28 protein-coding genes are annotated in these 23,831 nt (G+C 66.9%); 10 read left to right on the plus strand and 18 right to left on the minus strand.

Annotated features, from left to right (window positions below):
- Positions 1-71: 71 nt before the first annotated feature.
- On the plus strand, positions 72-1,064 hold the full coding sequence (locus M5C96_RS06720; RefSeq protein ID WP_272568042.1) for a Bug family tripartite tricarboxylate transporter substrate binding protein: 993 nt from the start codon (positions 72-74) through the stop codon (positions 1,062-1,064).
- A gap of 103 nt (positions 1,065-1,167) precedes the next feature.
- Here M5C96_RS06720 and M5C96_RS06725 read toward each other — a convergent pair whose 3' ends face one another.
- From M5C96_RS06725 to M5C96_RS06735, 3 genes are all read right to left on the minus strand, one after another.
- Positions 1,168-2,451 (minus strand): EAL and HDOD domain-containing protein, encoded by a 1,284-nt coding sequence (locus M5C96_RS06725; RefSeq protein ID WP_272568044.1) that lies wholly within the window; start codon positions 2,449-2,451, stop codon positions 1,168-1,170.
- Positions 2,452-2,528: 77 nt separating this feature from the next.
- Positions 2,529-3,794 carry an EAL and HDOD domain-containing protein gene (locus M5C96_RS06730; RefSeq protein WP_272568045.1) on the minus strand — a complete coding sequence of 422 codons (1,266 nt, stop codon included), beginning with the start codon at positions 3,792-3,794 and terminating at the stop codon, positions 2,529-2,531.
- A 105-nt stretch (positions 3,795-3,899) separates the two neighbouring features.
- Complete coding sequence (locus M5C96_RS06735) at positions 3,900-4,703, minus strand: ferritin-like domain-containing protein (protein ID WP_272568046.1); 804 nt, start codon at positions 4,701-4,703, stop codon at positions 3,900-3,902.
- Positions 4,704-4,750: 47 nt separating this feature from the next.
- Between M5C96_RS06735 and M5C96_RS06740 the strand changes: the two genes are divergently transcribed.
- Together M5C96_RS06740 and hslO are read left to right on the plus strand one after the other, a co-directional pair.
- Entirely contained in the window at positions 4,751-5,275 is a 525-nt protein-coding gene (locus tag M5C96_RS06740) for a gamma carbonic anhydrase family protein (RefSeq protein WP_272568047.1), read from the plus strand.
- Positions 5,276-5,303: 28 nt separating this feature from the next.
- Positions 5,304-6,293, plus strand: a complete 990-nt coding sequence (gene hslO / locus M5C96_RS06745) for an Hsp33 family molecular chaperone HslO (protein ID WP_272568048.1) — start codon at positions 5,304-5,306, stop codon at positions 6,291-6,293.
- Positions 6,294-6,323: 30 nt separating this feature from the next.
- Here the strand turns inward: hslO and M5C96_RS06750 are convergent, their stop codons facing one another.
- The 8 genes from M5C96_RS06750 to M5C96_RS06785 all read right to left on the minus strand — a co-directional run bounded on the left by M5C96_RS06750 (position 6,324) and on the right by M5C96_RS06785 (position 12,880).
- Positions 6,324-6,890, minus strand: a complete 567-nt coding sequence (locus M5C96_RS06750; RefSeq protein WP_272568049.1) for a hypothetical protein — start codon at positions 6,888-6,890, stop codon at positions 6,324-6,326.
- Between the two features lie 46 nt (positions 6,891-6,936).
- On the minus strand, positions 6,937-7,215 hold the full coding sequence (locus M5C96_RS06755; RefSeq protein WP_272551727.1) for a septum formation initiator family protein: 279 nt from the start codon (positions 7,213-7,215) through the stop codon (positions 6,937-6,939).
- 96 nt (positions 7,216-7,311) lie between these two features.
- A complete protein-coding gene (gene eno, locus M5C96_RS06760) occupies positions 7,312-8,598 on the minus strand; it encodes a phosphopyruvate hydratase (RefSeq protein WP_272568051.1) in 1,287 nt (428 codons plus the stop codon).
- An 89-nt stretch (positions 8,599-8,687) separates the two neighbouring features.
- On the minus strand, positions 8,688-9,203 hold the full coding sequence (locus tag M5C96_RS06765; protein ID WP_272568052.1) for a hypothetical protein: 516 nt from the start codon (positions 9,201-9,203) through the stop codon (positions 8,688-8,690).
- Positions 9,184-9,987: a hypothetical protein gene (locus tag M5C96_RS06770; protein ID WP_272568054.1), complete on the minus strand. Its 804-nt coding sequence runs from the start codon at positions 9,985-9,987 to the stop codon at positions 9,184-9,186. Before M5C96_RS06770 ends, M5C96_RS06765 begins: the two co-directional genes overlap by 20 nt.
- Positions 9,988-10,012: 25 nt before the next feature.
- Complete coding sequence (locus M5C96_RS06775) at positions 10,013-10,303, minus strand: DUF1330 domain-containing protein (RefSeq protein ID WP_272568055.1); 291 nt, start codon at positions 10,301-10,303, stop codon at positions 10,013-10,015.
- A gap of 3 nt (positions 10,304-10,306) precedes the next feature.
- Positions 10,307-11,164, minus strand: a complete 858-nt coding sequence (gene kdsA, locus M5C96_RS06780; protein WP_272568056.1) for a 3-deoxy-8-phosphooctulonate synthase — start codon at positions 11,162-11,164, stop codon at positions 10,307-10,309.
- A 45-nt stretch (positions 11,165-11,209) separates the two neighbouring features.
- Positions 11,210-12,880, minus strand: coding sequence for a CTP synthase (locus tag M5C96_RS06785; RefSeq protein ID WP_272568057.1), 1,671 nt, complete (start codon positions 12,878-12,880; stop codon positions 11,210-11,212).
- Between the two features lie 101 nt (positions 12,881-12,981).
- On the opposite strand from M5C96_RS06785, the gene coaBC reads away from it, so the two are divergent.
- The 4 genes from coaBC (at position 12,982) to M5C96_RS06805 (ending at position 15,878) form a co-directional block, all read left to right on the plus strand.
- Positions 12,982-14,202, plus strand: coding sequence for a bifunctional phosphopantothenoylcysteine decarboxylase/phosphopantothenate--cysteine ligase CoaBC (gene coaBC, locus M5C96_RS06790; RefSeq protein ID WP_272568058.1), 1,221 nt, complete (start codon positions 12,982-12,984; stop codon positions 14,200-14,202).
- Positions 14,203-14,224: 22 nt separating this feature from the next.
- Positions 14,225-14,731, plus strand: a complete 507-nt coding sequence (locus tag M5C96_RS06795) for a hypothetical protein (protein ID WP_272568059.1) — start codon at positions 14,225-14,227, stop codon at positions 14,729-14,731.
- Between the two features lie 9 nt (positions 14,732-14,740).
- On the plus strand, positions 14,741-15,187 hold the full coding sequence (gene dut / locus M5C96_RS06800) for a dUTP diphosphatase (RefSeq protein WP_272568060.1): 447 nt from the start codon (positions 14,741-14,743) through the stop codon (positions 15,185-15,187).
- 178 nt (positions 15,188-15,365) lie between these two features.
- A complete protein-coding gene (locus tag M5C96_RS06805; protein ID WP_272568061.1) occupies positions 15,366-15,878 on the plus strand; it encodes a glycine zipper 2TM domain-containing protein in 513 nt (170 codons plus the stop codon).
- A gap of 95 nt (positions 15,879-15,973) precedes the next feature.
- Here the strand turns inward: M5C96_RS06805 and M5C96_RS06810 are convergent, their stop codons facing one another.
- Positions 15,974-16,498: an FKBP-type peptidyl-prolyl cis-trans isomerase gene (locus M5C96_RS06810; protein WP_272568063.1), complete on the minus strand. Its 525-nt coding sequence runs from the start codon at positions 16,496-16,498 to the stop codon at positions 15,974-15,976.
- 52 nt (positions 16,499-16,550) lie between these two features.
- Between M5C96_RS06810 and M5C96_RS06815 the strand changes: the two genes are divergently transcribed.
- The 3 genes from M5C96_RS06815 to M5C96_RS06825 all read left to right on the plus strand — a co-directional run bounded on the left by M5C96_RS06815 (position 16,551) and on the right by M5C96_RS06825 (position 18,732).
- The gene (locus M5C96_RS06815; protein ID WP_272568064.1) at positions 16,551-17,684 is read left to right on the plus strand and encodes a cupin domain-containing protein; all 1,134 of its coding nucleotides are present in this window, start codon (positions 16,551-16,553) and stop codon (positions 17,682-17,684) included.
- A 46-nt stretch (positions 17,685-17,730) separates the two neighbouring features.
- Positions 17,731-18,252 (plus strand): hypothetical protein, encoded by a 522-nt coding sequence (locus M5C96_RS06820; protein ID WP_272568065.1) that lies wholly within the window; start codon positions 17,731-17,733, stop codon positions 18,250-18,252.
- Positions 18,253-18,456: 204 nt separating this feature from the next.
- A complete protein-coding gene (locus M5C96_RS06825; RefSeq protein WP_272568066.1) occupies positions 18,457-18,732 on the plus strand; it encodes a hypothetical protein in 276 nt (91 codons plus the stop codon).
- 173 nt (positions 18,733-18,905) lie between these two features.
- On the opposite strand, the gene M5C96_RS06830 is transcribed toward M5C96_RS06825, so the two are convergent.
- From M5C96_RS06830 to M5C96_RS06855, 6 genes are all read right to left on the minus strand, one after another.
- Positions 18,906-19,685 (minus strand): MBL fold metallo-hydrolase, encoded by a 780-nt coding sequence (locus tag M5C96_RS06830; protein ID WP_272568068.1) that lies wholly within the window; start codon positions 19,683-19,685, stop codon positions 18,906-18,908.
- Positions 19,686-19,702: 17 nt separating this feature from the next.
- Entirely contained in the window at positions 19,703-20,791 is a 1,089-nt protein-coding gene (gene bamC / locus M5C96_RS06835; RefSeq protein WP_272568070.1) for an outer membrane protein assembly factor BamC, read from the minus strand.
- A 57-nt stretch (positions 20,792-20,848) separates the two neighbouring features.
- Positions 20,849-21,742: a 4-hydroxy-tetrahydrodipicolinate synthase gene (gene dapA, locus M5C96_RS06840; protein WP_272568071.1), complete on the minus strand. Its 894-nt coding sequence runs from the start codon at positions 21,740-21,742 to the stop codon at positions 20,849-20,851.
- A gap of 35 nt (positions 21,743-21,777) precedes the next feature.
- Complete coding sequence (locus tag M5C96_RS06845) at positions 21,778-22,335, minus strand: class I SAM-dependent methyltransferase (RefSeq protein ID WP_272568073.1); 558 nt, start codon at positions 22,333-22,335, stop codon at positions 21,778-21,780.
- A gap of 66 nt (positions 22,336-22,401) precedes the next feature.
- Positions 22,402-22,572 (minus strand): hypothetical protein, encoded by a 171-nt coding sequence (locus M5C96_RS06850; RefSeq protein ID WP_272569878.1) that lies wholly within the window; start codon positions 22,570-22,572, stop codon positions 22,402-22,404.
- 12 nt (positions 22,573-22,584) lie between these two features.
- Positions 22,585-23,805: an MFS transporter gene (locus M5C96_RS06855; RefSeq protein WP_272568074.1), complete on the minus strand. Its 1,221-nt coding sequence runs from the start codon at positions 23,803-23,805 to the stop codon at positions 22,585-22,587.
- Positions 23,806-23,831 lie beyond the last annotated feature (26 nt).

Here is a 23,831-nt window from a genome sequence, read left to right on the forward strand (position 1 = left end):
ACCGGGAGCCGGTGGAGGCCCCGCGGGGCGCGGACAATCGCGGTTTCTTTTTGCGCACCCGGAGTCTTTGCATGACCGATCTTTCCCGCCGGCAATGGATGCTGGCCGCCAGCTGTTCCTGGCTGTCCACGCTGCCGTTCGCTGCCCACGCCCAGCAGGCAGCCGCCTGGCCGTCCCGCCCCATCCGCATCGTCGTGGCCTATCCCGCCGGCGGGGTGAGCGACGTGGTCGCTCGGGCCCTGGGCGACAAGCTGTCGGCCCAGTTGGGCACTTCGGTGGTGGTGGACAACAAGGCAGGAGCGGGCGGCTCCATCGGCATGGATGCCGTGGCCAAGGCGGCGCCGGACGGCTACACGCTGGGCTTTTCGTCCATCAGCCCGCTGGTGCTGAACCCGCACCTGGGCAAATCGCCGTTCGATCCGGCCAAGGACATCGCGCCGGTGGCCAGCGTGATGGTCTCTCCCGTGCTGCTGCTGGGCACGCCCGCCAGCCAGGCCAAGGATTTCCGCCAGTTGCTCTCCACCGCGAAGTCGCAGCCAGGAGCGGTGCGCTGGGCCACCTCGGGGCTAGCGTCGCTTGGGCACATCATGCTGGAGCAGATCATGCAGTCCACCCAGGCGAAGATCACGCATGTGCCTTACAAGGGCGGTGGCCAGCAGCTCAACGATGCGCTCAGCGGGCAGTTCGAAGTGCTGTCCACCAATGCCGGGCCCGCGGTGATGCAGCACATCCAGGCCGGCAAGCTGCGCGCGCTGGCCGTGGGCGCTCCCGCCCGGCTCGACACCTTGCCCGACGTGCCCACCCTGGCCGAACTGGGCATTCCGGCCGCCAACGTGAGTTCGCTGTTCGGCGTGTTCGCGCCGGCCCGCACGCCGGCTCCGATCCTGGAGCGACTGAACGCCGAGATCAACCGGGCCCTGGCCCTGCCGGACCTGCGCGCCCGGCTCGAAGCCACCGACAACGTGCCCCAAGGGGGCAAGGCGGCCGACTTCGCCCGGCAGATCGCCGAAGAGTCGCAGAACAACGCCCGCATCATTCGCGCGGCGGGCATTCAGATGAATTGATCGAAGGGGGCACGGTGCGCTTCGTCAGGCGCGCGCTGCGCGCCTGGAAAAACAACGCCATGTGCCCTGCCCGCGCCGGGGCGCTGCGCAGCCGGCCGGGCCGTTACTCGCCCAGGCTTTCCGCCCAGGTCAGCGCCTGCAAGTGGGCCCAGTTCACCTGCCGGTTGGACAGGTGCAGCGCATCGGCCGAGCGGGCGAACGTCACCTCGTCGCCGCTTTCGCACGCCTTGGTGAGTTCGAGGAACGGCGCGAATACGCCGGTGTTGTGCAGCAGCGCATCGATCACGGGCTGGGGCAGGGCGACGGAGTCGAGCGCTTTTTCCAGCGGAACGCCCAGCATGGTGTCCAGCAGCGAGAACACGCCGACCACGAAGGCGTTGTCGCATTCCTCGGGCGGCAGCAGTTCGGCGGCGAGCAGCTCCATGAGGCGGCCGCGCACCACGGCGGTCTGGCCCACGGCAGGTGGAGAGCCGCCGGCGCGCGAGGTGGTCATGAGCAGCGCCGCCCAGCGGAACAGCTTCTTGAGCCCCAGGATCATGACGGCGTGCCGGAACGAGGTGACCTCGCACGACAGCCCGAAGCCCGACGAGTTGATGAACCGCAGCAGGTTGAAGGACAGCGTGGGGTCCTTCTTGAGCAGTTCCTCGATCTCCGCCGTGCTGGCCTGCTTTCGCACCAGGTTGATGAGCTGGATGATCGTCGCCTGCGAAGGCCGGATGGTCTGGGCCTTCACCAGCGCGGGCTGGGCGAACCAATAGCCCTGGAACAGCTTCACGCCCAGCGCGGACATGCGCTCGTGCTGCTCGGCGGTCTCCACCTTTTCGGCCACCAGCGTGGCCTTGGAGTTGGCGCGCGCGAACTTCACCAGGGGCTCGGCCAGTTCGGCCCGGAACGCCTGCATGTCCAGCTTGACGAAGGCCGCCAGCGGCAGCCAGCTGGCATAGGTGCGGCGCAGCACGTTCTGGTTGAAGGCGAGGCGAAAGCCCCGCGTGCGCAGGCCTTCGAGCGTGGACACGCGCCCTTCGATCTCTTCGGCCGTGGCGCCGTCGGCCAAGGGCGGCACTTCCAGCACCACCTTCTCTGGGTGGATCAGTTCGAGGTGGCCACCGGCCAGGCTTTCGTGCGTGCAGTTGATGAACACCGTCTTCTTGCCCACGAGGGCCTCGGTGCCCGCATACGACAGGGCATTGAAGAGCAGGGCGGCATCGCTGGCCGCGGTGTGGGCATCGGAGGCGGTGGAGCGGTCGAACAGCTCGTAGCCGAAAACGGCGCGCTGCTCATCCACGATCGCCTGGCGCGCAATGATCGCCAGGTTGCTCGAGTCCTCGTCTTCCCCTTGCGGGGCGGTGTTCTCGAAAGCCGGTACGTTGTCTGAGTTGCTCGACATGGAGGGTCTGCGTCAGTGAGTGGGATGAATTCGGTGACCTTACCACCAGAGCCGCACGCTGTCGCCCACTCTGGGGCTCATTCCGTCAACTGGTCTGCCCAGGCCAGGGCCTGCAAATGGGCCATGTTGATCTGCTGGCTGGACAGCTGCAGCGAACTGGCGGCCTGGTCGAAGGCAGCGTCGTCGCTGGATTCGCAGGCTTCGGCCAGGCGCAGCAGTTCGCCCAGCGTGCCGGCGCGGTGCAGCAGGGCCTCCGACACGGTGCCGGGCACGTGCAGCAGCCCCACAGCGGATTCCATCGGCATGCTCAGCATGCGGTCGAGCATCGAGAAGATGCCCACCACGAAGGCCTGATCGGCGTCTTCCTGCGACATGGTCTCCAGAGCCAGCAGCTCCATCAACCGACCACGCACCACGGCCGTGTGGCCGACGGCGGCGGAGATGCCGCCACCGCGCGAGGCGGTGAGCAGCAGCGCGGCCCAGCGAAAGAGCTTCTTGAGCCCCATGAGCATCACGGCTTGCCGGAACGAGGTGATCTCGCGGGAGAGCCCGAAACCCGACGAATTGATGAGCCGCATCAGGTTGAAGGCCAGGCCCGCGTCCTTCTTCAGAACTTCCTCGATCTCGTCCGTGCTGGCCTGCTGGCGCACGAGGTTGATGAGCTGGATGATGCTGCTTTGCGCGGGGGTGAGCAGCTTGGCCTCCACCAGCGAGGGGCGGGAGAACCAATACCCCTGGAACAGCTGCACCCCCTTGCTGGAGGCCATGTCGTACTGCTTGGCCGTCTCCACCTTCTCGGCGATCAGCTCGGCCTTGGAGTGCCGCCCGGCATATTTGATGAGCACGGCCAGCTGGTCCGGCGCCAGTACGGACAGGTCGAGCTTGATGTAGTCGGCCAGCGGCAGCCATGGTGCATAGGCCGATTCCAGCACCGTGTGGTTGAAGGCCAGGTGGAAGCCCCGCTCGCGCAGGCCCGACAGGATCGGCAGCCGCGTACTCACCTCTTCGGCGGCCGCGTGGCCCAGGGGCGGGATCTCCAGCACGACCTTGTCGGGATCGACCAGCTCCAGGTGGCCGCCGGACAGGCTCTCGTGCGTGCAGTTGACGAAGATGAGCTTCTTGCCCACCAGTTCCTCGCTGCCGGCGTGCGACAGCGCGGTGAACACCAGGAACACGTCCGTTGCCGCCGTGTGGCCATGGCCGGAGCGCGAGCGGTTGAAGAGTTCATAGCCCACCACGGCCTGCTGCCCGTTCATGATCGCCTGGCGGGCGATCATGGCGCCGGCAGGGCTGCTCTCGGGGGCAATGGACGGGGAATTGCCGGCGACAGGCGTGTGGGGCATGGATGGCGAACGGAAGGCGATCGGTGGAAGGGCCGCGTCCCTTCGGCAAAGGGGTTGCGGGGCTTGGGCGCATTGTAGGAAAGAACGGCTGCCCACGCGGCCGGGTCAGCCATGCTGCAGCCACTCCATTTCGGCGTCGCTGAAGCCCGCCGCGCGGCGGGCATCGGCGTTGAACGGCGGTTTCAGGCGTGGTGCCTCGTAGCGCCGGACCAGGAGGGCGTAGTGCGCCATCGGGTCCAGCCCTTCCCGATCGCACAGGAAGCGATACCAATGGTTACCAATCGCCACATGCCCGACCTCCTCGCGCAGGATGATGTCCAGGATGTCCACGGCCGCCAGCGCGTCGGCGGTGCCCACCTGCCGCAGTTTGCGCTGGATCAGCGGTGTGGCGTCCAGGCCGCGGGCCTCGAGCGTGCGCGGCACCAGGGCCATGCGCGCGACGATGTCGCCCGCGGTCTTCTCGCACATGGTCCACAGGCCCTGGTGGGCGGGAAAATCGCCGTAGTCGTGCCCCATGCTTCGCAGGTGGTCGCGCAGCAATCCGAAGTGCTTGGCCTCTTCGGCCGCCACCCGCAGCCAGTCGAGGTAGAAGTCCGGCGGCATGCCGTCGAAACGCCACACCGCGTCGAGGGCGAGGTTGATGGCGTTGAATTCGATGTGCGCGATGGCGTGCATCAGCACCGCGCGGCCCTCGTGCGTGGCCGGCGAGCGGCGCGCCACCTCCGTGTGGCGCAACAGGGTGGGCCGCTCCGGGCGGCCGGGCAGGGTGGCGGGGTCGGCGGGGCCCTGCGGGCTGGTCGCGGCCACGCCATGGTCGGCCGCACGCGCGTACAGGTCCAGGGTGGCGGCGGCTTTGGCCTGGGGGTCTGTCAGGCACAGGGCCTCGAGGGCACGTTGGCGAAGGTCCATCCCTACAATTCTAGGATTCGGCCCCGCTGACAAAAAAGGAGACCTGGATGGCGCTTTACGAACTCGATGGCATTTCTCCCCGCACCGCGCCGTCGGCGTGGGTGGCGGACAGTGCCGAAGTCATCGGCCACGTCGTGCTGGGCGAGTCGTCCAGCATCTGGTTCGGGGCCGTGCTGCGCGGCGACAACGAGCCGATCACCATCGGCGCCGGCACCAATGTGCAGGATGGCAGCGTGCTGCACTCCGACCCCGGCCAGCCGCTGGTGCTGGGCGAGCGCGTGACGATCGGCCACAAGGTCATGCTGCATGGCTGCACGGTGGGCGACGAATCGCTCATCGGCATCGGCGCGGTGGTGCTCAACGGTGCGAAGATCGGCAGGCATTGCCTCGTCGGCGCCGGCGCGCTGGTGACGGAGGGCAAGGAGTTTCCCGATGGCTCCATGATCATCGGCAGTCCCGCGAAGGCGGTGCGCCAGCTCTCGCCCGAGCAGATCGAGGGCCTGCGCCGGAATGCGCAGACCTACATCGACAACGCCCAGCGCTTTCGCGCCGGGTTGCGCAAGCTGGCTTGAGCGGCGCCAACATTTCAGGAAAACCAGGGTGTCTGAACTCCACAAGTTTCTTTTCGATGGCCTGCCCGTGCGCGGCATGATCGTGCGCCTCACCGACGCCTGGACCGAGATCCTCGCACGGCGCGCCGGCAACACCACCTCCGGCGCCTATCCGCCGCCCGTGCGCGAGCTATTGGGCGAGATGGCCGCGGCCGGCGTGCTGATGCAGTCCAACATCAAGTTCAACGGGGCGCTGGTGCTGCAGGTCTTCGGCGACGGCCCCGTCAAGCTGGCGGTGGCCGAGGTGCAGTCGGACCTCAGCCTGCGCGCCACGGCCTCGGTGAACGGCGAAGTGCCGGACGGTGCCCGCCTGAGCGACATGGTGAACGTGGGCGGCGGCGGGCGCTGCGCCATCACGCTCGATCCGAAGGACCGCCTTCCAGGCCGGCAGCCTTACCAGGGCGTGGTGCCGCTGCATGGCGACCACCACGAGAAGATCGAAAAGCTCAGCGACGTGCTGCAGCACTACATGCTGCAGTCCGAGCAGCTGGACACCACGCTGGTGCTGGCCGCCGACGACCAGGTGGCCGCCGGCCTGCTCATCCAGCGCATGCCGATCAAGGGCGAGGGCAACCTCGCCGGCGAACTGACCCACCGCGAGAACGAGGACCAGATCGGCCACAACGAGGACTACAACCGCATCGCCACCCTGGCGGCCAGCCTGACGCGCGACGAACTGCTGGGCCTGGACGTGGACACCATCCTGCGCCGCCTTTTCTGGGAAGAGAAACTGCTGCGCTTCGTGCCCCAGCAGGGCGTGGACGGCCCGCGGTTCGCCTGCACCTGCAGCCGCGAGCGCGTCAGCAACATGCTGCGCAGCCTGGGGGTGGAAGAGGCCGAGAGCATCCTCGCCGAGCGCGGCGACATCGAGGTGGCCTGCGAGTTCTGCGGCCAGCAGTACCGCTACGACGCGGTGGATGCGGCGCAGATCTTCACCGAGCCCGGCAAGCAATTGCCAGGGCCGTCCAGCGTTCAGTAGCCGCCGGCGGCAAGGCCCGCGGGTCCCGCATCAGCCGCGCAGCGCCGTGAACAGCTTGTGCTCGCACTCGGGGTCGCTGCACTTCTCGCACGACCATGCACGAAGGCGGGCAGGCCGTGCCGGCGCTTCTTGATCAAAAACTGTGGGTGCCGGCGGATCATATGCCTTAGGCGCTATTTTTTTAATAGCATCCAGGACCGCCCGCAGCCGCTCGTTCTCGCTGCCGTACAGCACGCGATAGGACACGCCGGCCTCGGAAAGCGCCCCGCGCAGGCAGGCATCGAACCGCTCCTGCCCGGAGGGCTGCGGTGTCTGGCCCGAGGCTTTCGAAGGCGTCGCGCCGTCCAGTCCGCCGAGCAGCGTGGCTCGGCACGTTGCCGCATGGGTCGCCGCCAGCGCTGCCAGCGCCTGCTGCGCCGCATCTTGCAAGGGGCCCACCGGCGCCTGCAGGCAGCGCGACACGGCCGCATGCAGCGCCGGGCAGGCATCGACCAAGGCATGCCCCGGCTGCAGGTGCCGTGCCACCGCGCGCGCCAAAGCCTCCAGCCCGGTGCCGGGGGCGCCCAGCAGGGCGATGCGGACCGGATCGGCGGCCAAGGGACTCGGGGGGCGGTGGGAATGAACGCTGCAGGGACCTGTCCGCTCAGCGGTGGGTCACCTGCACGTAGATCTCGTTGGGCTTGACCATGCCCAGTTCGTTGCGCGCCTTTTCCTCGACCATGTCCAGGCCTTCGCGCAGGTCGTGCACTTCGGAGGTGAGGCGTTCGTTGGCCTGGCGCGCCTCGGCATTGGCCTGCTTTTGCGCGGCGATCTTTTCCTTCATTTCCTGCACGTGGTGGACGCTGCCGCGGCCGGACCACAGCTGCGCCTGCACCCCCACGAGGAGGAGCAGCAGCACCAGCGGAACGATGCGGGGACTCATGGCGGTCAGATCAGGCGGCAGGAAAGGGATCGGTCACCGCCCGTGGCACGGCCCTCACAGAAGGAGGGAGGACTGTGCCCTGGCGGTGGGTTCAGGTCAGCGCAGGTTGTAGAACGCAGCGCGGCCGGGGTAGTGGGCGATGTCGCCCAGGTCTTCCTCGATGCGCAGCAGCTGGTTGTACTTGGCGATGCGGTCCGAGCGCGACAGCGAGCCCGTCTTGATCTGGCCCGCGTTGGTGCCCACGGCGATGTCGGCGATGGTGCTGTCCTCGGTTTCGCCCGAACGGTGCGAGATCACGGCCGTGTAGCCGGCGCGCTTGGCCATCTCGATGGCGGCGAAGGTTTCGGTCAGCGTGCCGATCTGGTTGATCTTGATGAGGATCGAGTTGGCGATGCGCTTGTCGATGCCTTCCTTCAGGATCTTGGTGTTGGTGACGAACAGGTCGTCGCCCACCAGCTGCACCTTCTCGCCCAGGCGTTCGGTCAGGTGCTTCCAGCCGTCCCAGTCGCCTTCGGCCATGCCGTCCTCGATGGAGATGATGGGGTACTTGTCCACCCACGCGGCGAGCATGTCGGTCCATTGCTGGGCCGTCAGGCGGATGCCGCCTTCGCCTTCCAGCACGTAGTGGCCGTCCTTGTAGAACTCGCTGGCCGCGCAGTCCAGGGCCAGGGCGATCTGTTCGCCGGCGGTGTAGCCGGCGGCGTCGATGGCCTGCAGGATGAGCTGGATCGCGGCTTCGTGGTTCTCGACGCTGGGGGCGAAACCGCCCTCGTCGCCCACGGCGGTGCTCATGCCGCGGTCGTTGATGATCTTCTTGAGGGCATGGAACACCTCGGCGCCCCAGCGCACGGCTTCGCGGAAGCTCGGCGCACCCACGGGGACGATCATGAATTCCTGCAGATCCAGGCTGTTGTTGGCATGCGCGCCGCCGTTGATGACGTTCATCATCGGCACGGGCAACTGGATGCCGCCCATGCCGCCCAGGTAGCGGTACAGGGGCAGGCCGGACTCTTCGGCGGCGGCGCGGGCCACGGCCATGGAGACCGCCAGCATGGCGTTCGCGCCCAGGCGGCTCTTGTTGTCGGTGCCGTCCAGGTCGATCAGGGTCTTGTCCAGAAAGGCCTGCTCGGAGGCGTCCAGGCCCAGCACGGCCTCGGAAATCTCGGTGTTGATGTGCTCCACGGCCTTGAGCACGCCCTTGCCCAGGTAGCGGCCCTTGTCGCCGTCGCGCAGCTCGATGGCCTCGCGGCTGCCGGTGGACGCGCCAGAGGGCACGGCCGCGCGGCCCATCACGCCCGATTCCAGCAGCACGTCGCATTCGACGGTGGGGTTGCCGCGACTGTCCAGCACTTCGCGACCTACGATATCAACGATGGCACTCATTCAGGATTCTCCGGTTGATGATTAATTCTGGTTCAAAGCGCTGCCCCAACAGCATTGGAGGCGTGCTTCTCATATGGATGGCGTTATCTTCAAAGCGATGCAACGGAGCTTAGCAGGTAGGCGGCAGTCAGAATCACTGCGGGCAGACCCAGTACTAAACCTACAGTGATAACCAAAGCCTGGGGCCAAGCATTCACTCTTTGAATCAATGCAGAAGGGCGAATGGCCAGCAACGGAATTGAAACAATGGTGCAGACCAGAAAAAGCGTGGAAAACAATCCAACGCGCTCTGAAGTGGTCAGCAGTGTGAAGTTGGAGACAAAGAATAAAAACAAAAATACCAGCAGCCAGCAAGTCAATTCGATCGCATGGCGGATATTGATTGATTCGGTAGCAGTATTTTTTTTAAAAAAGCGAAAAAGCAAAAAAGAGAGGCTCAGTGCCAGTGGTGGCAGTGCAATCAATGAAAATGCTGCGGAAAAACCGCTGAGACTCCCAATGGCGATGTAAGCCACCGGAGTCAGCAGAAGACCGAGAATAAGGCAGGCACAAGCAAAAGCCGATACCCTATTGTTTTTGAATAAATTATTCGGCAGCGATTTCATATTCTTTGACGGTGGCAGCGCGGGTCACCAACGGGAAATAGCCGAACTGATGCTGAAGCTGCCACCAAGCCGTAATGCCGACCGACGCCGGCGAAGCGATGATCGAATCTGAAGCCGCTCCATATTCCCTGAGATCATCGTCGTCCAGGCCAAAGATGTCGTAGAAAACGAAATTCAGGGTCAGCCAGTATTTCTTGGCATTGCTGTCGTAATGGTAGTGGGTCGCGATGACATAAACGTACTGCACCCCGTTGATCATCAATCCCAGTCCGTTATTGAAATCCCGAGTCGAAAAGACCTTGCTTCCCAAGTTCAAGGCGGGAACGCCCAGGTTGGTCGGCATGTGGAGCTTCTTGATGTCCCACTGCGCGTTCTTCAGCGATTGATGAAGGCGTACTTGGCCGGTGGTCCGGTTGGGTGAGTTGGGTGCGGAAACGACCGCATTGCAGAACGAATTGACATTGGGGTGGTTGCCCACTGCCGTATTGAGTCGCTCGTCATCGAAGTACTCGACAGCGGTCCTGCGGGTGTTCAGGAAATCATCAAACAAACGCCTGGCCATGCCCGTCTTGTCGCCGGCCGCAAAGATACCTAGCAATTTCAGCATCTTGGGGGCTAGGTCGCTGGGACTGTCTCCCACGCTCTGGCCTCTGGGGGCGCGGAAGCGGCAGCCAGAGGTGATGTCCTGACCATACCGTGGCGGGCTCATCGCCGGAATGTCGGTGTTGTCAGCAAAAGCGTGCTGAGGCGTCAGGTAATTGTCTTTCGCGATAGCGACCACCATGGGTGGATGAAGCGCGACCTTCAATTCACACGCCTTCCACGCACACCATGCGCATGACGGCCGCGCCTTCGCGGGCCGCCTTGGCCTTCTGGTACTCGGGCGTGTCGTAGAACGCGCGGGCCGCCTCGAAGCTCGGGAACTTCAGCAGCACGGTGCGGCCGGGGTTCCAGTCGCCTTCGAGCACCTCGACCTTGCCGCCGCGGATGCAGACCTCGGCGCCATGCACCTGCATGGCGTGGGTGCTCCACTTCTTGTACTCCTCGTACTGCGTCGGGTTGGTGACGGTGACGGATGCGATGACGTAACCACTGCTCATGGCTCAGGCTCCAAAGTTGTTTTCGAGGAATCCGTTGCGCTTGGTGATGGTGTCCAGCGCCACCAGCGTTTCCAGCAGCGCCTTCATGTGCTTGAGCGGCACGGCGTTGGGGCCGTCCGACAGGGCCTTGGCCGGGTCGGGGTGCGTTTCCATGAAGAGGCCCGCCACGCCCACGGCGACGGCGGCGCGGGCCAGCACCGGGACCATCTCACGCTGGCCGCCGCTGCTCGTGCCCTGGCCGCCCGGCAACTGCACCGAGTGGGTGGCGTCGAACACGACCGGCGCCCCGGTCTCGCGCATGATGGCCAGGCCGCGCATGTCGGACACGAGGTTGTTGTAGCCGAAGCTCGCACCCCGCTCGCAGGCCATGAAGCTGTCCTCGGGCAGGCCAGCCTCCAGCGCGGCGGCGCGGGCCTTGTCGATCACGTTCTTCATGTCGTGCGGCGCGAGGAACTGGCCCTTCTTGATGTTCACCGGCTTGCCCGACTGCGCCACCGCGCGGATGAAGTCGGTCTGGCGGCACAGGAAGGCGGGCGTCTGCAGCACATCGACCACCTTGGCGGCCTCGGTGATGTCGTCCTCGGTGTGCACGTCGGTCAGCACGGGCACGTCCAGGTCGCGCCGGATCTTGGCCAGGATCTCCAGGCCCTTCTCGCGGCCGGGGCCGCGAAAGCTGGTGCCCGACGACCGGTTGGCCTTGTCGAAGCTGCTCTTGAAGATGAACGGAATGCCCAGCGCCGCCGCCGTCTCCTTGAGCTGGCCGGCCACGTCCATCTGCAGTTGCTCGGACTCGATCACGCAGGGGCCCGCGATGAGGAAGAAGCGGTGTTCCAGGCCGACGTCGAAGCCGCAGAGTTTCATGGCAGGGGTTCTTTCTTTTCTCGTCGTTGCTTCGGAAGAAGGCTTTCAGGCCGCCGCGAGGGCTGGCTGCTGGCTCTTTTGGCGCTCCACGGCCGCCTTGATGAAGGCGTTGAAGAGCGGGTGGCCGTTCCACGGCGTCGATTTGAATTCGGGGTGGAACTGCACGCCGATGTACCAGGGATGCACGCTCTTGGGCAGCTCGACGATCTCGGTGAGCTGCTCGCGCTGCGTGAGCGCCGAGATCACCAGGCCCGCCTTGCGCAGCTGGTCGAGGTAGTTCACGTTGGCTTCGTAGCGGTGGCGGTGGCGCTCGGTGACGATGTTGCCGTAGATCTCGTGCGCCAGCGTGCCGGACGCCACGTCCGAGCTCTGCGCGCCCAGGCGCATGGTGCCGCCCAGGTCGGAGTTCTCGTTGCGCGTCTTGATCGTGCCGTCGGCGTCCTTCCACTCGGTGATCAGGGCGATCACGGGGTGGGGCGTGGCAGGCTCGAACTCGGTGCTGTTGGCGTCCTTGAGACCGGCCACGTGGCGCGCGTATTCGATGGTGGCGACCTGCATGCCCAGGCAGATGCCCAGATAGGGCACCTGGTGCTCGCGGGCATAGCGGGCCGTGCTGATCTTGCCTTCCACGCCGCGCGCGCCGAAACCGCCGGGCACCAGGATGGCGTCGTACTTGGCGAGTTTTTCGGCCGCGTCGGCCGCGCCGATGGTCTCGGAATCGATGTGTTCGATCTTCACGCGCACATGGTTCTTCATGCCGGCATGGCGCAGCGCCTCGTTCACCGACTTGTAGCTGTCGGACAGGTCCACGTACTTGCCCACCATGGCGATGGTGACCTCGCCTTGCGGATGCTCGGTCTCGTAGACGAGCTGGTCCCAGCGCTTGAGGGTGGTGGGCGGCGTGTTCAGGCGCAGCTTGTCGCAGATCAGGCCGTCCAGGCCCTGCTCGTGCAGCATGCGCGGCACCTTGTAGATGGTGTCCACGTCCCACATGCTGATCACGCCCCACTCGGGCACGTTGGTGAACAGCGAGATCTTGCCGCGCTCTTCCTCGGGAATGCGGCGATCGGCGCGGCACAGCAGTGCGTCGGGCTGGATGCCGATCTTGCGCAGCTCCTGCACGGTGTGCTGGGTCGGCTTGGTCTTGAGCTCGCCCGCGGCGGCGATCCACGGCAGGTAGGTCAGGTGCACGAAGGCGGCGTTGTTGGGGCCGAGCTTGAGGCTCAGCTGGCGCACCGCTTCGAGGAAGGGCAGGGACTCGATGTCGCCCACCGTGCCGCCGATCTCGACGATGGCCACGTCCACCGCGTCGCCCGTGCCCACGCCGGCGCCGCGCTTGATGTATTCCTGGATTTCGTTGGTGACGTGCGGAATGACCTGCACGGTCTTGCCGAGGTAGTCGCCGCGCCGTTCCTTCTCCAGCACGCTCTGGTAGATGCGGCCCGTGGTGAAGTTGTTGGTCTTTTTCATGCGCGTTTCGATGAAACGCTCATAGTGGCCGAGATCGAGGTCGGTTTCGGCGCCGTCGTCGGTGACGAAGACCTCGCCGTGCTGGAACGGGGACATGGTGCCCGGGTCCACGTTGATGTACGGGTCGAGCTTGATGAGGGTGACTTTGAGGCCCCGCGATTCGAGGATCGCGGCAAGGGAGGCTGAGGCGATTCCCTTGCCCAGGGAAGACACCACACCGCCGGTGACGAAGACAAATTTGGTCATGTCTTTTTTGGTGGTGGGAAATCGGGATTATAGAGGGCGGCCATCGGCCGCCCGGCCGGCGCCCGCTCCGACCCCGCGCCCCGTCTGCTAAATTGCGCGCCATGAACGAGCTCGCCGGCAAACACATTCTCCTGGGACTCTCCGGCGGCATCGCCTGCTACAAATCGGCGGAATTCGCCCGATTGCTGATCAAGGCCGGGGCCTCCGTGCAGGTCGTGATGACCGAGGCGGCCGCGCAGTTCATGACCCCCGTCACGATGCAGGCGCTGACGGGGCGCACGGTGTACCACTCGCAGTGGGACGCGCGCGAGCCCAACAACATGCCGCACATCAACCTGGGCCGCGAGGCCGACGCGATCGTCATTGCGCCGTGCAGCGCGGACTTCATCGCGCGTCTGGCGCAGGGGCGGTCCGACGAACTGCTGAGCCTGACCTGCCTGGCCCGGCCCATCGACCGCGTGCCGCTGCTGCTCGCCCCCGCCATGAACCGCGAGATGTGGGCGCACCCGGCCACGCAGCGCAACCTGGCGCAGGTCGCGCGCGACGGCGCCGTGGTGCTGGCCGTGGGCAACGGCGACCAGGCCTGCGGCGAGACCGGTGACGGCCGCATGCTGGAGCCGGCCGAACTGCTGGAAGAACTGACGGCGTTCTTCGCGCCCAAGGTACTGGTCGGCCAGCATGTGCTGGTGACGGCGGGCCCCACGTTCGAGGCCATCGACCCGGTGCGCGGCATCACCAACCGCTCCAGCGGCAAGATGGGCTTTTCCATCGCCCGCGCCGCGCGAGAGGCCGGCGCGCAAGTCACGTTGGTGGCGGGGCCGGTGCACCTGCCCACACCGCGCGGCGTGCGCCGAGTGGACGTGCAATCGGCACAAAACATGCTCGATGCCGTAGTGGAATATGCCTCGAATGCTACTGTTTTTGTAGCAACCGCTGCCGTGGCCGACTGGCGCCCCGCGCAGGCGGCCCGCCACAAGATCAAGAAGGACGGTTCCGGCGAGGTGCCTGCGCTGGCGTTCGTGGAGAACACGGACATCCTGGCCCAGGTGGCGAAATCCGAGCGCGCCCGTGCGGGGCAACTGTTCTGCGTCGGCTTTGCGGCGGAGAGCGAAGACCTGCTGCGCCACGCCAGCGCCAAGCGCGAGCGCAAGGGCGTGCCGCTGCTGGTGGGCAACATCGGCCCGGCCACCTTCGGGCAGGACGACAACGCGCTGCTGCTGATCGATGCCCAGGGGCACCGCGAGCTGCCGCGCGCCTCCAAGCGCGAGCTCGCCCGCCAGTTGGTGGCCGAGATCGCCCGGCGCATCGCGGGCGCCGCCTGACATTCCGTCCGAGACATCCCCCGTGCAGCATCCCTTGCGCCCCGAATGGGACACGCCGCCCAACGGCGATTTCGCGAGCTACGTCGAGCGGCTCAGCCGCATGCAGCATCCGGCCCATTCGTTGGCGCCCGGTGAGGAGCCTGGCCACTACGGCGCCCGCCCGACTGTCGTCGGTACGGCAGCGAAAGGCGCAGCCGTGAAGGCGCCCGTCCGCGATGCGGTGACGCGTCCGGCCTCTCTGGCGATGCCGGGCGCCCAAGGGCTCCGGCTGTTGCGCCTGGCACGGGCGGTGCTGCTCCTGCTGGTGATGGCGAAAGCGGTGGCGTGGCTGGCTTTCGCCTGGGGTTCACTGTTCGGCGTCGTCTCGCTCGGCCTGCTGTGGTGGGGCCTGGGCGCGGCAGGGCGCCTGCTGTCCAGCGGCCTGCCATCATCGCCCGGCACCGACCGCGCCGCAGCGCTGCAAACCGTGCTCGAGGCGCTGCGCCACGCGGCGCGCCAGCCCCCGAATTCCCGTTTTCCCAAGAAGTGAATTGAACCTGTGAAGATCGACGTCAAGATTCTCGACCCCCGCATGGCAGCGCAACTGCCTTCCTACGCCACGCCGGGCAGCGCCGGCCTCGACCTGCGTGCCTGCCTGGACGAGCCGCTCACGCTGCAGCCCAACGCCTGGCAACTGGTGCCCACCGGGATCGCCATCTATCTGAAGGACCCCGGGTATGCCGCACTGATCCTTCCGCGCTCGGGCCTGGGGCACAAGCATGGCATCGTGCTGGGCAATCTGGTGGGGCTGATCGACAGCGACTACCAGGGCCAGCTCATGGTCAGTGCCTGGAACCGCAGCGACACGGCGTTCACCCTGGAGCCCATGGAGCGGCTGGCCCAACTGGTCATCGTGCCTGTGGTGCAGGCGCAGTTCAACGTGGTCAGCGACTTTCCCGCCACGCAGCGCGGCGAAGGCGGCTACGGCTCGACGGGCCAGGCCTGATCGGTCTGAAAGGCCCTCCATTTCGGTCGTTTGTAGGCCGGCGCCGACATGGCTGCCGGTATCTGTCTTGCCTGCCGGGCCGCGATTGCCCGTCGGGATCCGGGGTGGGCTGCATGGTGCAATCCGCTTCACGTCAAAGGCTTTGAAGGCCTGCGCATCGCTCTGAAGGAGAACTCTCATGTCCCGTTTCATCCGCTCCGCCACCCTGGCAGGTTCCGTCGCCCTGGTGACCCTGCTCTCGGCTTGCGCCCAGCAACCGCGCTATTCCAACAACTACCCCGCCCAGCCCCAGCCGGGCTATTCCTCCTATCCCGCTGCGCAGAACCAGAACCAGAACGGCACCGAGTTCGGCGTGGTCTCCAACATCGAAACCCTGCACGCGCGCAACCGCGGCACCAGCGGCGCGGGTGCCGTGCTGGGCGCGGTGGCCGGCGGCGTTCTGGGCAACCAGGTGGGCAAGGGCAGCGGCCGTGCCGCAGCCACCGTGCTGGGTGCCGTGGGCGGCGGTGTGGTGGGTAACCAGATCGAAGGCCGCACCGGCAACAACAACAACGACGGCCAGGCCGAGGGCTACCGCCTGACGATCCAGCTGGATCAGGGCGGCCAGCGCGTCTATGACGTGACCACGCCAGGCGACCTGCGCACCGGCGACCGCGTGCGCCTGTATGGCGGCCAGATCTCGCGCATCTGACCTCCCATGGTCTCGTTGCCTGCCGCGCACGCGCGGCAGGCACCCCATGCAAAACGGGCCCCTCGGGGCCCGTTTTGCATGGGTCGATGAATCGGTCAGTGAAGGGTGGGTGCGTCCGCCGCGGGCGGCTGGATGCGGAAGAAGCCGGTGCCGGCCGAGCCGCGGCCGATCTCTTCCTCGGTGGCCTCGCGCACGCTTTGCACGGTGAGGTGCAGGCGCAGCGCGATGCCGGCCAGCGGGTGGTTGCCGTCGAGCACGATGTGCTCCGGGTAGATCTGTGCCACGGTGTACAGCACGTCGCGCGGGGCTGCGGGGTTGGTGCCCTGCGGCAGCGCGCTGCCTTCGACCGTCATGCCTTCTTCCAGATCGGCGGGAAAGAGGTTGCGCGGTTCGAGGAACAGCAGCTGGTCCTGGTAGTCGCCGAAGGCTTCCTCAGGCTCCAGGTGCAGCGACAGCGACGTGCCCGCGGCATGGCCTTGCAGGGCCTCTTCGATGCGCGCGAGCAGATCGTCGCCGCCGACGAGAAATTCGACCGGCTCATCGAGCACGTCCAGCTCCTCGCCCAGGGTGTCTTTCAGGATCCAGGTCAAAGCGACCACACATTGTTGGTTGATTTCCATAGGAGAATTGTCGCAGTTCGACCCTCGTCCGCGCACGCGGCATCAATTCCCCATGGATGTTCAACAACCTCTGGCGCTGCTGGGCGGGCTCACGCCGGCGCAGTTCATGCGCCGCCACTGGCAGAAAAAGCCCTTGCTGGTTCGCCAGGCCATTGCCGCGTTCGACCCGCCGGTGCAACGTGCCGAATTGTTCGCGCTCGCCGCGCAAGAGGGCGTTGAATCGCGCCTCGTGCAGCACAAGGCCGGCGCGTGGAAGCTGCGCCACGGCCCTTTCTCGCGCCGTTCTCTGCCCCCGCTCACCACGCGCGAGTGGACGCTGCTGGTGCAGGGCGTCGATCTGCATGACGACGCGGTGCATGCGCTGATGGAGCAGTTTTGCTTCGTGCCGCGCGCGCGGCTCGACGACTTGATGATCAGCTATGCCTCCGATGGCGGCGGCGTCGGACCGCATTTCGACAGCTACGACGTCTTCCTGCTCCAGGCCCAGGGGCGCCGGCGCTGGCGCATCGGCCGGCAGAAGGACCTCACGCTGCGCGAGGGCATTCCGCTCAAGGTGCTGGCGCAGTTCGAGCCCGAGCAGGAGTTCGTGCTCGAGCCCGGGGACATGCTGTACCTGCCGCCGCGCTATGCGCACGATGGCATCGCCGAAGGCGAATGCATGACCTACTCCATCGGGTTCCGCTCCCCCGCCCGCAACGGGATCGCGCAGGAGCTGCTGTCGCGCCTGGCCGACGATGCCGCCGATGACGATGCTCCACCCCAGCTGTACCGTGATCCGTCGCAGGCCGCGGTGGCGCAGACTGGCGAGATTCCCCCGGCGCTGCAGGCCTTTGCCCGCCAGGCGCTGGAGCGGGCACTGTCCGAGCCGCTGGCCCTGGAGCGCGCCCTGGGCGAGAGCCTGACCGAGCCCAAGCCCAACGTGTGGTTCGAGCCCGGGGCGGTGGGGGGGCTGCTGGAGGGCGTTCAACTGGACCGCCGCACCCGCATGGTGTATGACGCGCGCCATGTGTTCATCAACGGCGACAGCTACCTGGCGGCAGGCCGCGATGCCACCCTCATGCGCCGGCTGGCCGATGAGCGCGTGCTGCGCCCCCGCGATCTCGCGCGCGCCAGCGATGATGCGCTGGAGCTGCTGTCGTCCTGGTGCGAAACGGGTTGGGCGCACGCCTGGTCGCCGCCCGATTGATGGAACGTTGAACGCGCAAAGGCGCAGTCACCCCGAGGAGCCACCGATGTCCGATGCATTCCCCCGCCCTTCCGAGTCGGCCGCTGCACTGCCCGCCGGGCGTTTCAATGGACGGGAGGACTTTCGCCAGTGGGTGCGCGACGGGCTGGCCTGCGCGGCCCGGGAGGGCTGGAACGAGATCGTGCTGAGCGACTTCGACTTTCACGACTGGCCGCTTGGCGAGCGCGAGGTGATCGATTCGCTGCAGTCCTGGGCGCGCCGCGGGCGCCGCCTCACGGTGCTGGCCGGAACGTACGACGAAATGGTGCGGCGCCATGCGCGCTTCGTACAGTGGCGCGGCGTGTGGGACCATGTGATCGAATGCCGCCGCGCACCCACGGCGGACCGCCTGGAACTGCCCAGCGTGCTCTGGTCCGATGCCTGGGTGCTGCAACGGCTGGACCCCGAGCGCTGTGCCGGCGTGGCCGGCCGCGAGCCCGAGCGACGCCTGCTGGCGCGCGAGGCCCTCAACGAATGGCTGCTGCGCAAGAGTTCGCCGGGGTTTCCAGCGACCACGCTGGGGCTGTGAATAATGCGCTCCCCATTTTGCGATTTACCGAAGAGAAACAAAACGTCCCGTCGGTGTTAGTCTGTATTGACGGAATCTCCCTATAATTTGCGGTTGAAGTAAAAAAAGGCGCCCCTGAGCGCCAAGCACCGCCAAAGAGCACGCTGCAAGAGGGCGCCAATGGCGGCAATTCCAATATCCGTCTGTCCAATAGGAAAAACTGAAATGAAGAACTCTCTCGTTCTGGCTGCTCTGGTCGCCTCCGTCGCTCTCGCCGCTTGCGGCAAGAAGGAAGAAGCCGCTGCACCGGCTCCCGCTCCTGTGGAAGCACCCGCACCAGCACCGGCTCCCGCTCCCGTGGTGACGCCTGCTGCTTCCGACGCAGCCCCTGCCATGACCGCTCCCGCTTCCGACGCGGCTTCCGCTCCCGCGGGCGACGCTGCCAAGGCCGCTGCCGACGCCGCTGCTGCAGCCGCTGCCGGCGCTTCCACCGCCAAGTAAGCGATCGCTCCACCCGGTTTCGGCACACCGTGCCGGAGCCCGGCAAAAAGCCCCGTACCACCAGGTCGGGGCTTTTTTATTGGGCGGGCCGTTGAAGTGGTTTCGCAGGGGTACGAGATGCGAGATGCCTTGCGGACCTCAAGGCGTTACCAAGTCCGCGGCCTGCCAAAAGATCAGCCGCAGGCGATCCAGTCGGAGCCGGTGACCGGGTTGGCCACGTCCACGCGGGAGGTGTCCCATTCCAAGGCCGAGGCCAGCGCGGCCTGGGCCAGTTCGGGGCGGTTGTTCTGCGCGCTGAGGTGGGCCGCCACCACGCGGCTCAGCCCCGTGTGCTGCATAGCCCGCAGGATGTCGGCGGCCACGGTGTTGGCCAAGTGGCCGTAGAGGCCGCTGATACGGCGCTTCAGGAACGCCGGGTAGCTGGAGACGGCGAGCAGATCGGGGTCGTGGTTGGATTCCAGCAGCAGCGCATGGCAGCCCTGGAGGTGGGCCAGCACATGGTCGGTGGCATGGCCCAGGTCGGTCAGCAGGCCGATGTGTGTCGCGCCGTCGCTGCAGCGCAGCTGCAGCGGCTCGCGGGCGTCGTGGGGCACGGTGAAGGGCAGGGCCTCGAACGCGCCCAGATCGATGGGCACGCCGTCCTGCGCGATGTTCAGCAGCCCATCCAGGCCCGGCGCGCCGATGGCCGTGTAGGTGCCGTGGCTCATCCAGACCGGAATGCGGTGCCTGAGCACCAGCTTCTCCATGCAGCCCACGTGGTCTGAATGCTCGTGGGTGATGAACAGGGCGTCGAGGTCATCGATCGACAGCCCGGCGGCGGCCAGGCGCGATGCCAGTTGCCGTGGTCCCAGCCCGCAGTCGATGAGCAGCCGCCGCACCTGCGTGCCGCAGCGCCCCTCCACCACCGTGGCGTTGCCCGAACTGCCGCTGCCCAGGTTCTTGAAACGCAGCACGCAGTCCCGGGCCCGGATTACTTCAGGTCGTCCGTCAGCACGCGCACGATGCGCTCGGCATTGGCCGACGTCTCGGGCGCACCGGCAGCATTCAGGATGGACACCGTGCTCTTGTTCTCGACGCTGCGCACCACGACGCGGTACTTGACCGGTGCCGCGGCATCCGACGAGCGGCCCAGCAGCTTGCCGAAGAAGCCGGGGTCCTTCTTCTCGGTGGGCTCGACGTAGCGTACGAAATAGATGCCCTGGGCACGGTCGCGGTCTTCCACCGTGAAGCCGGTGCGGTCGAGCGCCAGGCCCACGCGGCGCCATGCACGGTCGAAGTTCTCGCCCAGTTCCACCACGGGCACATTGCCCTGGCGTGCCATGCGAGCCGTGGGCACCTGCTGTGCGGGCGCGGCCGCGATGGCGCGGGACTGCTCCTGGCTCACGCCCAGCTTGACCATCAGGCGGCGCAGGAATTCGGTTTCCAGCTCCGGATCGACCGGGCGGGGCTGCCAGACGGTGCTTTCCTTCTGGGCGGAGGTGTAAACCTCGACCATGCCGCGGTGGCTGATGAAGATCTCGGTGCTGCCGTTGGGGCCGCGCTCCAGGCGGGTGCGGAACTTGTCGCGCTCGCCGGTGGAGTAGACCGAGTCGAACACCTTGCCGATGGTGGAGCGGATGATGTCCTGCGGCAGCTTGGCGCGGTTTTCGGCCCAGTCGGTTTCCATGATGCCGAGGTTGGCCTGGTCCTGCACCAGCACGAAGCCGTTCTCGGTCCAGAAGTCGCGCACCGGGTCCCACAGGACGTCGGCGGGGCGGCTCACGACCAGCCAGCGCTGGTTGCCGTCGCGTTCGATGCGCACGTCGCCAATGGTGCGCGTGGCCGCGTTCACGGCGCCCACGGGTTTTTGCGACTGGCCGGCCTCGAAGGCGGCTGCCGACACCACGCCACCCGGCACGGCGTAGCGCGAGTCGCGCGAGATCTGGCTCAGGTCCGGCGGCACCTCGAGCGTCGCGCCCTTGGTGGCGCTCTTGTAGTCGATCTTGTCATTCTCCAGGACGGAGCAGGCGGACAGGGCCATGGCAAGGCCCAGCAGGCCCAGGCGGTTGATAGCGTTCACGCGGAAATCCTCTTTGGTGTCTGGGGAGAGCGGGGCAGGCAAGGCGGCGGGCCTGAATTACAGCAGGCCGCTGGCGCGAAGGGCGGCTTCCACCACGGCTTCGTTGCCTTGGCTCAGCGGGGTCATGGGCAGGCGCATCGCGCCGCCGCACCGGCCCAGGCGGTGCATCGCCCACTTCACCGGAATCGGGTTGGCTTCGACGAACAGCTGCTTGTGGGTGGGCATGAGCTGGAACTGGATTTCCATGGCGCGGCGCACATCGCCGGCCAGCGCGGCCACGCACAGTTCGTGCATGAGGCGCGGCGCCACGTTGGCGGTCACGCTGATGTTGCCCTGGCCGCCGCACAGCATGAGCGCCACGGCCGTCGGATCGTCGCCGGAGTACACGGCGAAGCCCTTGGGCACGTCGCGGATCAGCCACTGCGCGCGTTCGATGTTGCCGGTGGCTTCCTTGATGCCGATGATGCCGGGCACCTGTGCCAGGCGCAGCACGGTGTCGTGCAGCATATCGGCCACGGAGCGGCCGGGCACGTTGTACAGCACGATGGGCAGGTCGCCCACCGCTTCGGCGATCGCCTTGAAGTGCTGGTACTGGCCCTCTTGCGTGGGCTTGTTGTAATAGGGCACGACCTGCAGTTGCGAGTCGGCGCCGACCTTCTTGGCGAAGCGGGCCAGCTCGATGGCCTCGGCCGTGGAGTTGGCGCCGCAGCCGGCCATGATGGGCACGCGCTTGGCGGCCTGCTCGACGGCCACGCGGATGATTTCGCAGTGTTCTTCGACGTTCACCGTGGGCGACTCGCCGGTGGTTCCCACCACGCCGATGCAGTCGGTGCCTTCGGCGACGTGCCAGTCGATCAGTTGGCGCAGGGTGGGGTAGTCCACGCTGCCGTCCTCGTGCATGGGGGTGACGAGGGCGACGATGCTTCCGGTGAGAGAGCTGGGAGGGGTCATGTCCGCGGTGGAAAACGGGTAAAGGAGCATTCTAACTAGAGCGGCGGTGCAAGCCGGTGGCGTGCCGGTGCGGCCCCCTCTTGCAGCCGGACCGCGGCGATGCGCTGGACGAATCGCTCCGGTGCATCGAGGAAGCCATCTTCATAGGCCACCGTGCACAGACCCGCGCAGGCCTGCAGCAGTTCCCCGGCCCGCAAGAGAAAGTCCGGCCGGGCCGGGCGGCCGACGGTTTCGTTGCCCGCGGCGAAGGTTTCGTACAGCAGCACGCCGCCGGGCGCGACGCTGGCCACCAGCGTGGGCAGGAGCGGCCGCCACAGGTACCGGGTGACGACCACGGCGCCGAAGGTGCAGCCTGCCAACGGCCAGGGCCCGGCTTCGATGTCCGCGCAGAGGATTTCGCCCAGCCCCCGCAATTGGGCCAGCGCGTCGGGGTCGCGGTCCACGCCGGTCACGGGATGCCCGCGCCCCTGGAGCCAGCGCAGGTGCCGGCCGCTGCCGCAGGCCACGTCCAGCACGCTGGCGCCGGGCGGCACGAGGTGGGCCCAGCGCTGGATCCACTCCGAAGGTGGTTCAAGACCCTGCGGCGCCGGCATTTGCTATGAAAATAATAGCTGTCATGGCAATGAAATCAACGGCATGAGGGCGATTGGGCACCATTTTCAGAAGCAGGCCCACAGCTGGTCGGCCATCATCACCACGAAGTCCGGCTCCGCATACAGGAGGAACACGGCGGCCAGCAGCACCGCGCCGGCGGCGCCCCAGGCCCACGCCCGGCGGACGCGGGCAGGGCCCGGCAGCGGGCGATGCGACGGGTGCGAGGTCAATGGCATGGTCAGCGCCTTTCAGGCCGAGGCCGGTTGCGGCGCCCGGGGGATCGGGCTTTCCTTGACCGGCAGGTTCACCAGTCCGGCCAGCACGCCCAGGCCGATGGCCAGGTACCAGACCAGGTCGTAGCTGCCGGTGGTGTCGTACAGATAGCCCCCCAGCCAGACACCCAGGAAGCTGCCGATCTGGTGGCTGAAAAACACGAACCCGCCCAGCATGGACAGGTGCTGCACGCCGAAGATCTGCGCCACCGTGGCGTTGGTGGGCGGGATGGTGGACAGCCACAGCACGCCCATCACCGCCGAGAACACGTACACCGACAGGGGCGACAGCGGCACCAGCAGGAACACGCTGATCGCCACGGCCCGGGCGAGGTAGATGAAGGCGAGGATGTAGCGCTTGGGATTGCGCTGGCCCAGCGTGCCGGCGATGTACGTGCCGAACACGTTGAACAGACCGATCAGCGCCAGCGCGTAGCTGGCCACCTGCGGCGACATGCCGTGGTCCTTGAGGTAGCTGGGCATGTGCACGCCGATGAACACCACCTGGAAGCCGCAGACGAAGTAGCCCGCCGTCAGCATCAGGAAGCTCGGGTAGCGCAGCGCCTCGCCCATCGCCTGGCCCACCGTCTGCGAGCGCGCGGTGGCGGTGCGGCTTCGAAAGCCCGGCTCGCGCAGGCCGAAGGCCAGCGGCACGATCAGCAGCACCATGGCCGAGAGCACCAGCAGCGCCTCCTGCCAGCCCAGGCGCACGATGAGTTGGCCCTCCACCGGCACCATCAGGAACTGCCCGAACGAGCCGGCCGCCGCCGCCACGCCCATGGCCCAGGAGCGCCTCTCCGGGGCGATCTGCCGGCCCAGCACGCCGTAGATGACCGCATAGGTGGTGCCCGCCTGCGCCGCGCCGATCAGCACGCCCGCGGTCAGGGCGAAGAGCGCCGGCGTGGGCGACAGGGCCATGCCGACCAGGCCCAGGCCGTACAGCACGGCCCCGCCGATCAGCACGCGGAAGGCGCCGAACCGGTCGGCCGCCATGCCCGCGAAGATGCCGAAGCAGCCCCAGGCGAGGTTCTGCACCGCGATGGCCAGCGCGAACGACTGGCGGGTCCAGCCCATGTCCTGGATGATGGGCTGCAGCCACAGCCCGAAGCCGTGGCGGATGCCCATGGACAGTGTGACGATGGCGGCGCCGCACACCAATACCTGGGCCATGGACAATTTCTGGGGGTCTTGAGGCATCCGGCAAATGTAGCCAAAGCGGCGCA

This window comes from Acidovorax sp. GBBC 1281, from assembly GCF_028473645.1.
In the GTDB taxonomy this organism is placed as follows: domain Bacteria; phylum Pseudomonadota; class Gammaproteobacteria; order Burkholderiales; family Burkholderiaceae_C; genus Paracidovorax.

Coding starts and splice junctions, on each gene's coding strand:
- M5C96_RS06815 (WP_272568064.1), top strand. CDS start 16,551: ATGGATGTTCAACAACCTCTGGCGCTGCTGGGCGGGCTCACGCCGGCG.
- eno (WP_272568051.1), bottom strand. CDS start 8,598: ATGAGTGCCATCGTTGATATCGTAGGTCGCGAAGTGCTGGACAGTCGC.
- M5C96_RS06735 (WP_272568046.1), bottom strand. CDS start 4,703: ATGGACCTTCGCCAACGTGCCCTCGAGGCCCTGTGCCTGACAGACCCC.
- M5C96_RS06820 (WP_272568065.1), top strand. CDS start 17,731: ATGTCCGATGCATTCCCCCGCCCTTCCGAGTCGGCCGCTGCACTGCCC.
- M5C96_RS06775 (WP_272568055.1), bottom strand. CDS start 10,303: ATGAGCAGTGGTTACGTCATCGCATCCGTCACCGTCACCAACCCGACG.
- M5C96_RS06810 (WP_272568063.1), bottom strand. CDS start 16,498: ATGGAAATCAACCAACAATGTGTGGTCGCTTTGACCTGGATCCTGAAA.
- M5C96_RS06720 (WP_272568042.1), top strand. CDS start 72: ATGACCGATCTTTCCCGCCGGCAATGGATGCTGGCCGCCAGCTGTTCC.
- M5C96_RS06725 (WP_272568044.1), bottom strand. CDS start 2,451: ATGTCGAGCAACTCAGACAACGTACCGGCTTTCGAGAACACCGCCCCG.
- M5C96_RS06825 (WP_272568066.1), top strand. CDS start 18,457: ATGAAGAACTCTCTCGTTCTGGCTGCTCTGGTCGCCTCCGTCGCTCTC.
- M5C96_RS06730 (WP_272568045.1), bottom strand. CDS start 3,794: ATGCCCCACACGCCTGTCGCCGGCAATTCCCCGTCCATTGCCCCCGAG.
- M5C96_RS06765 (WP_272568052.1), bottom strand. CDS start 9,203: ATGAAATCGCTGCCGAATAATTTATTCAAAAACAATAGGGTATCGGCT.
- kdsA (WP_272568056.1), bottom strand. CDS start 11,164: ATGAAACTCTGCGGCTTCGACGTCGGCCTGGAACACCGCTTCTTCCTC.
- M5C96_RS06805 (WP_272568061.1), top strand. CDS start 15,366: ATGTCCCGTTTCATCCGCTCCGCCACCCTGGCAGGTTCCGTCGCCCTG.
- M5C96_RS06770 (WP_272568054.1), bottom strand. CDS start 9,987: ATGGTGGTCGCTATCGCGAAAGACAATTACCTGACGCCTCAGCACGCT.
- M5C96_RS06845 (WP_272568073.1), bottom strand. CDS start 22,335: ATGCCGGCGCCGCAGGGTCTTGAACCACCTTCGGAGTGGATCCAGCGC.
- coaBC (WP_272568058.1), top strand. CDS start 12,982: ATGAACGAGCTCGCCGGCAAACACATTCTCCTGGGACTCTCCGGCGGC.
- M5C96_RS06755 (WP_272551727.1), bottom strand. CDS start 7,215: ATGAGTCCCCGCATCGTTCCGCTGGTGCTGCTGCTCCTCCTCGTGGGG.
- M5C96_RS06850 (WP_272569878.1), bottom strand. CDS start 22,572: ATGCCATTGACCTCGCACCCGTCGCATCGCCCGCTGCCGGGCCCTGCC.
- M5C96_RS06855 (WP_272568074.1), bottom strand. CDS start 23,805: ATGCCTCAAGACCCCCAGAAATTGTCCATGGCCCAGGTATTGGTGTGC.
- dapA (WP_272568071.1), bottom strand. CDS start 21,742: ATGACCCCTCCCAGCTCTCTCACCGGAAGCATCGTCGCCCTCGTCACC.
- M5C96_RS06785 (WP_272568057.1), bottom strand. CDS start 12,880: ATGACCAAATTTGTCTTCGTCACCGGCGGTGTGGTGTCTTCCCTGGGC.
- M5C96_RS06740 (WP_272568047.1), top strand. CDS start 4,751: ATGGCGCTTTACGAACTCGATGGCATTTCTCCCCGCACCGCGCCGTCG.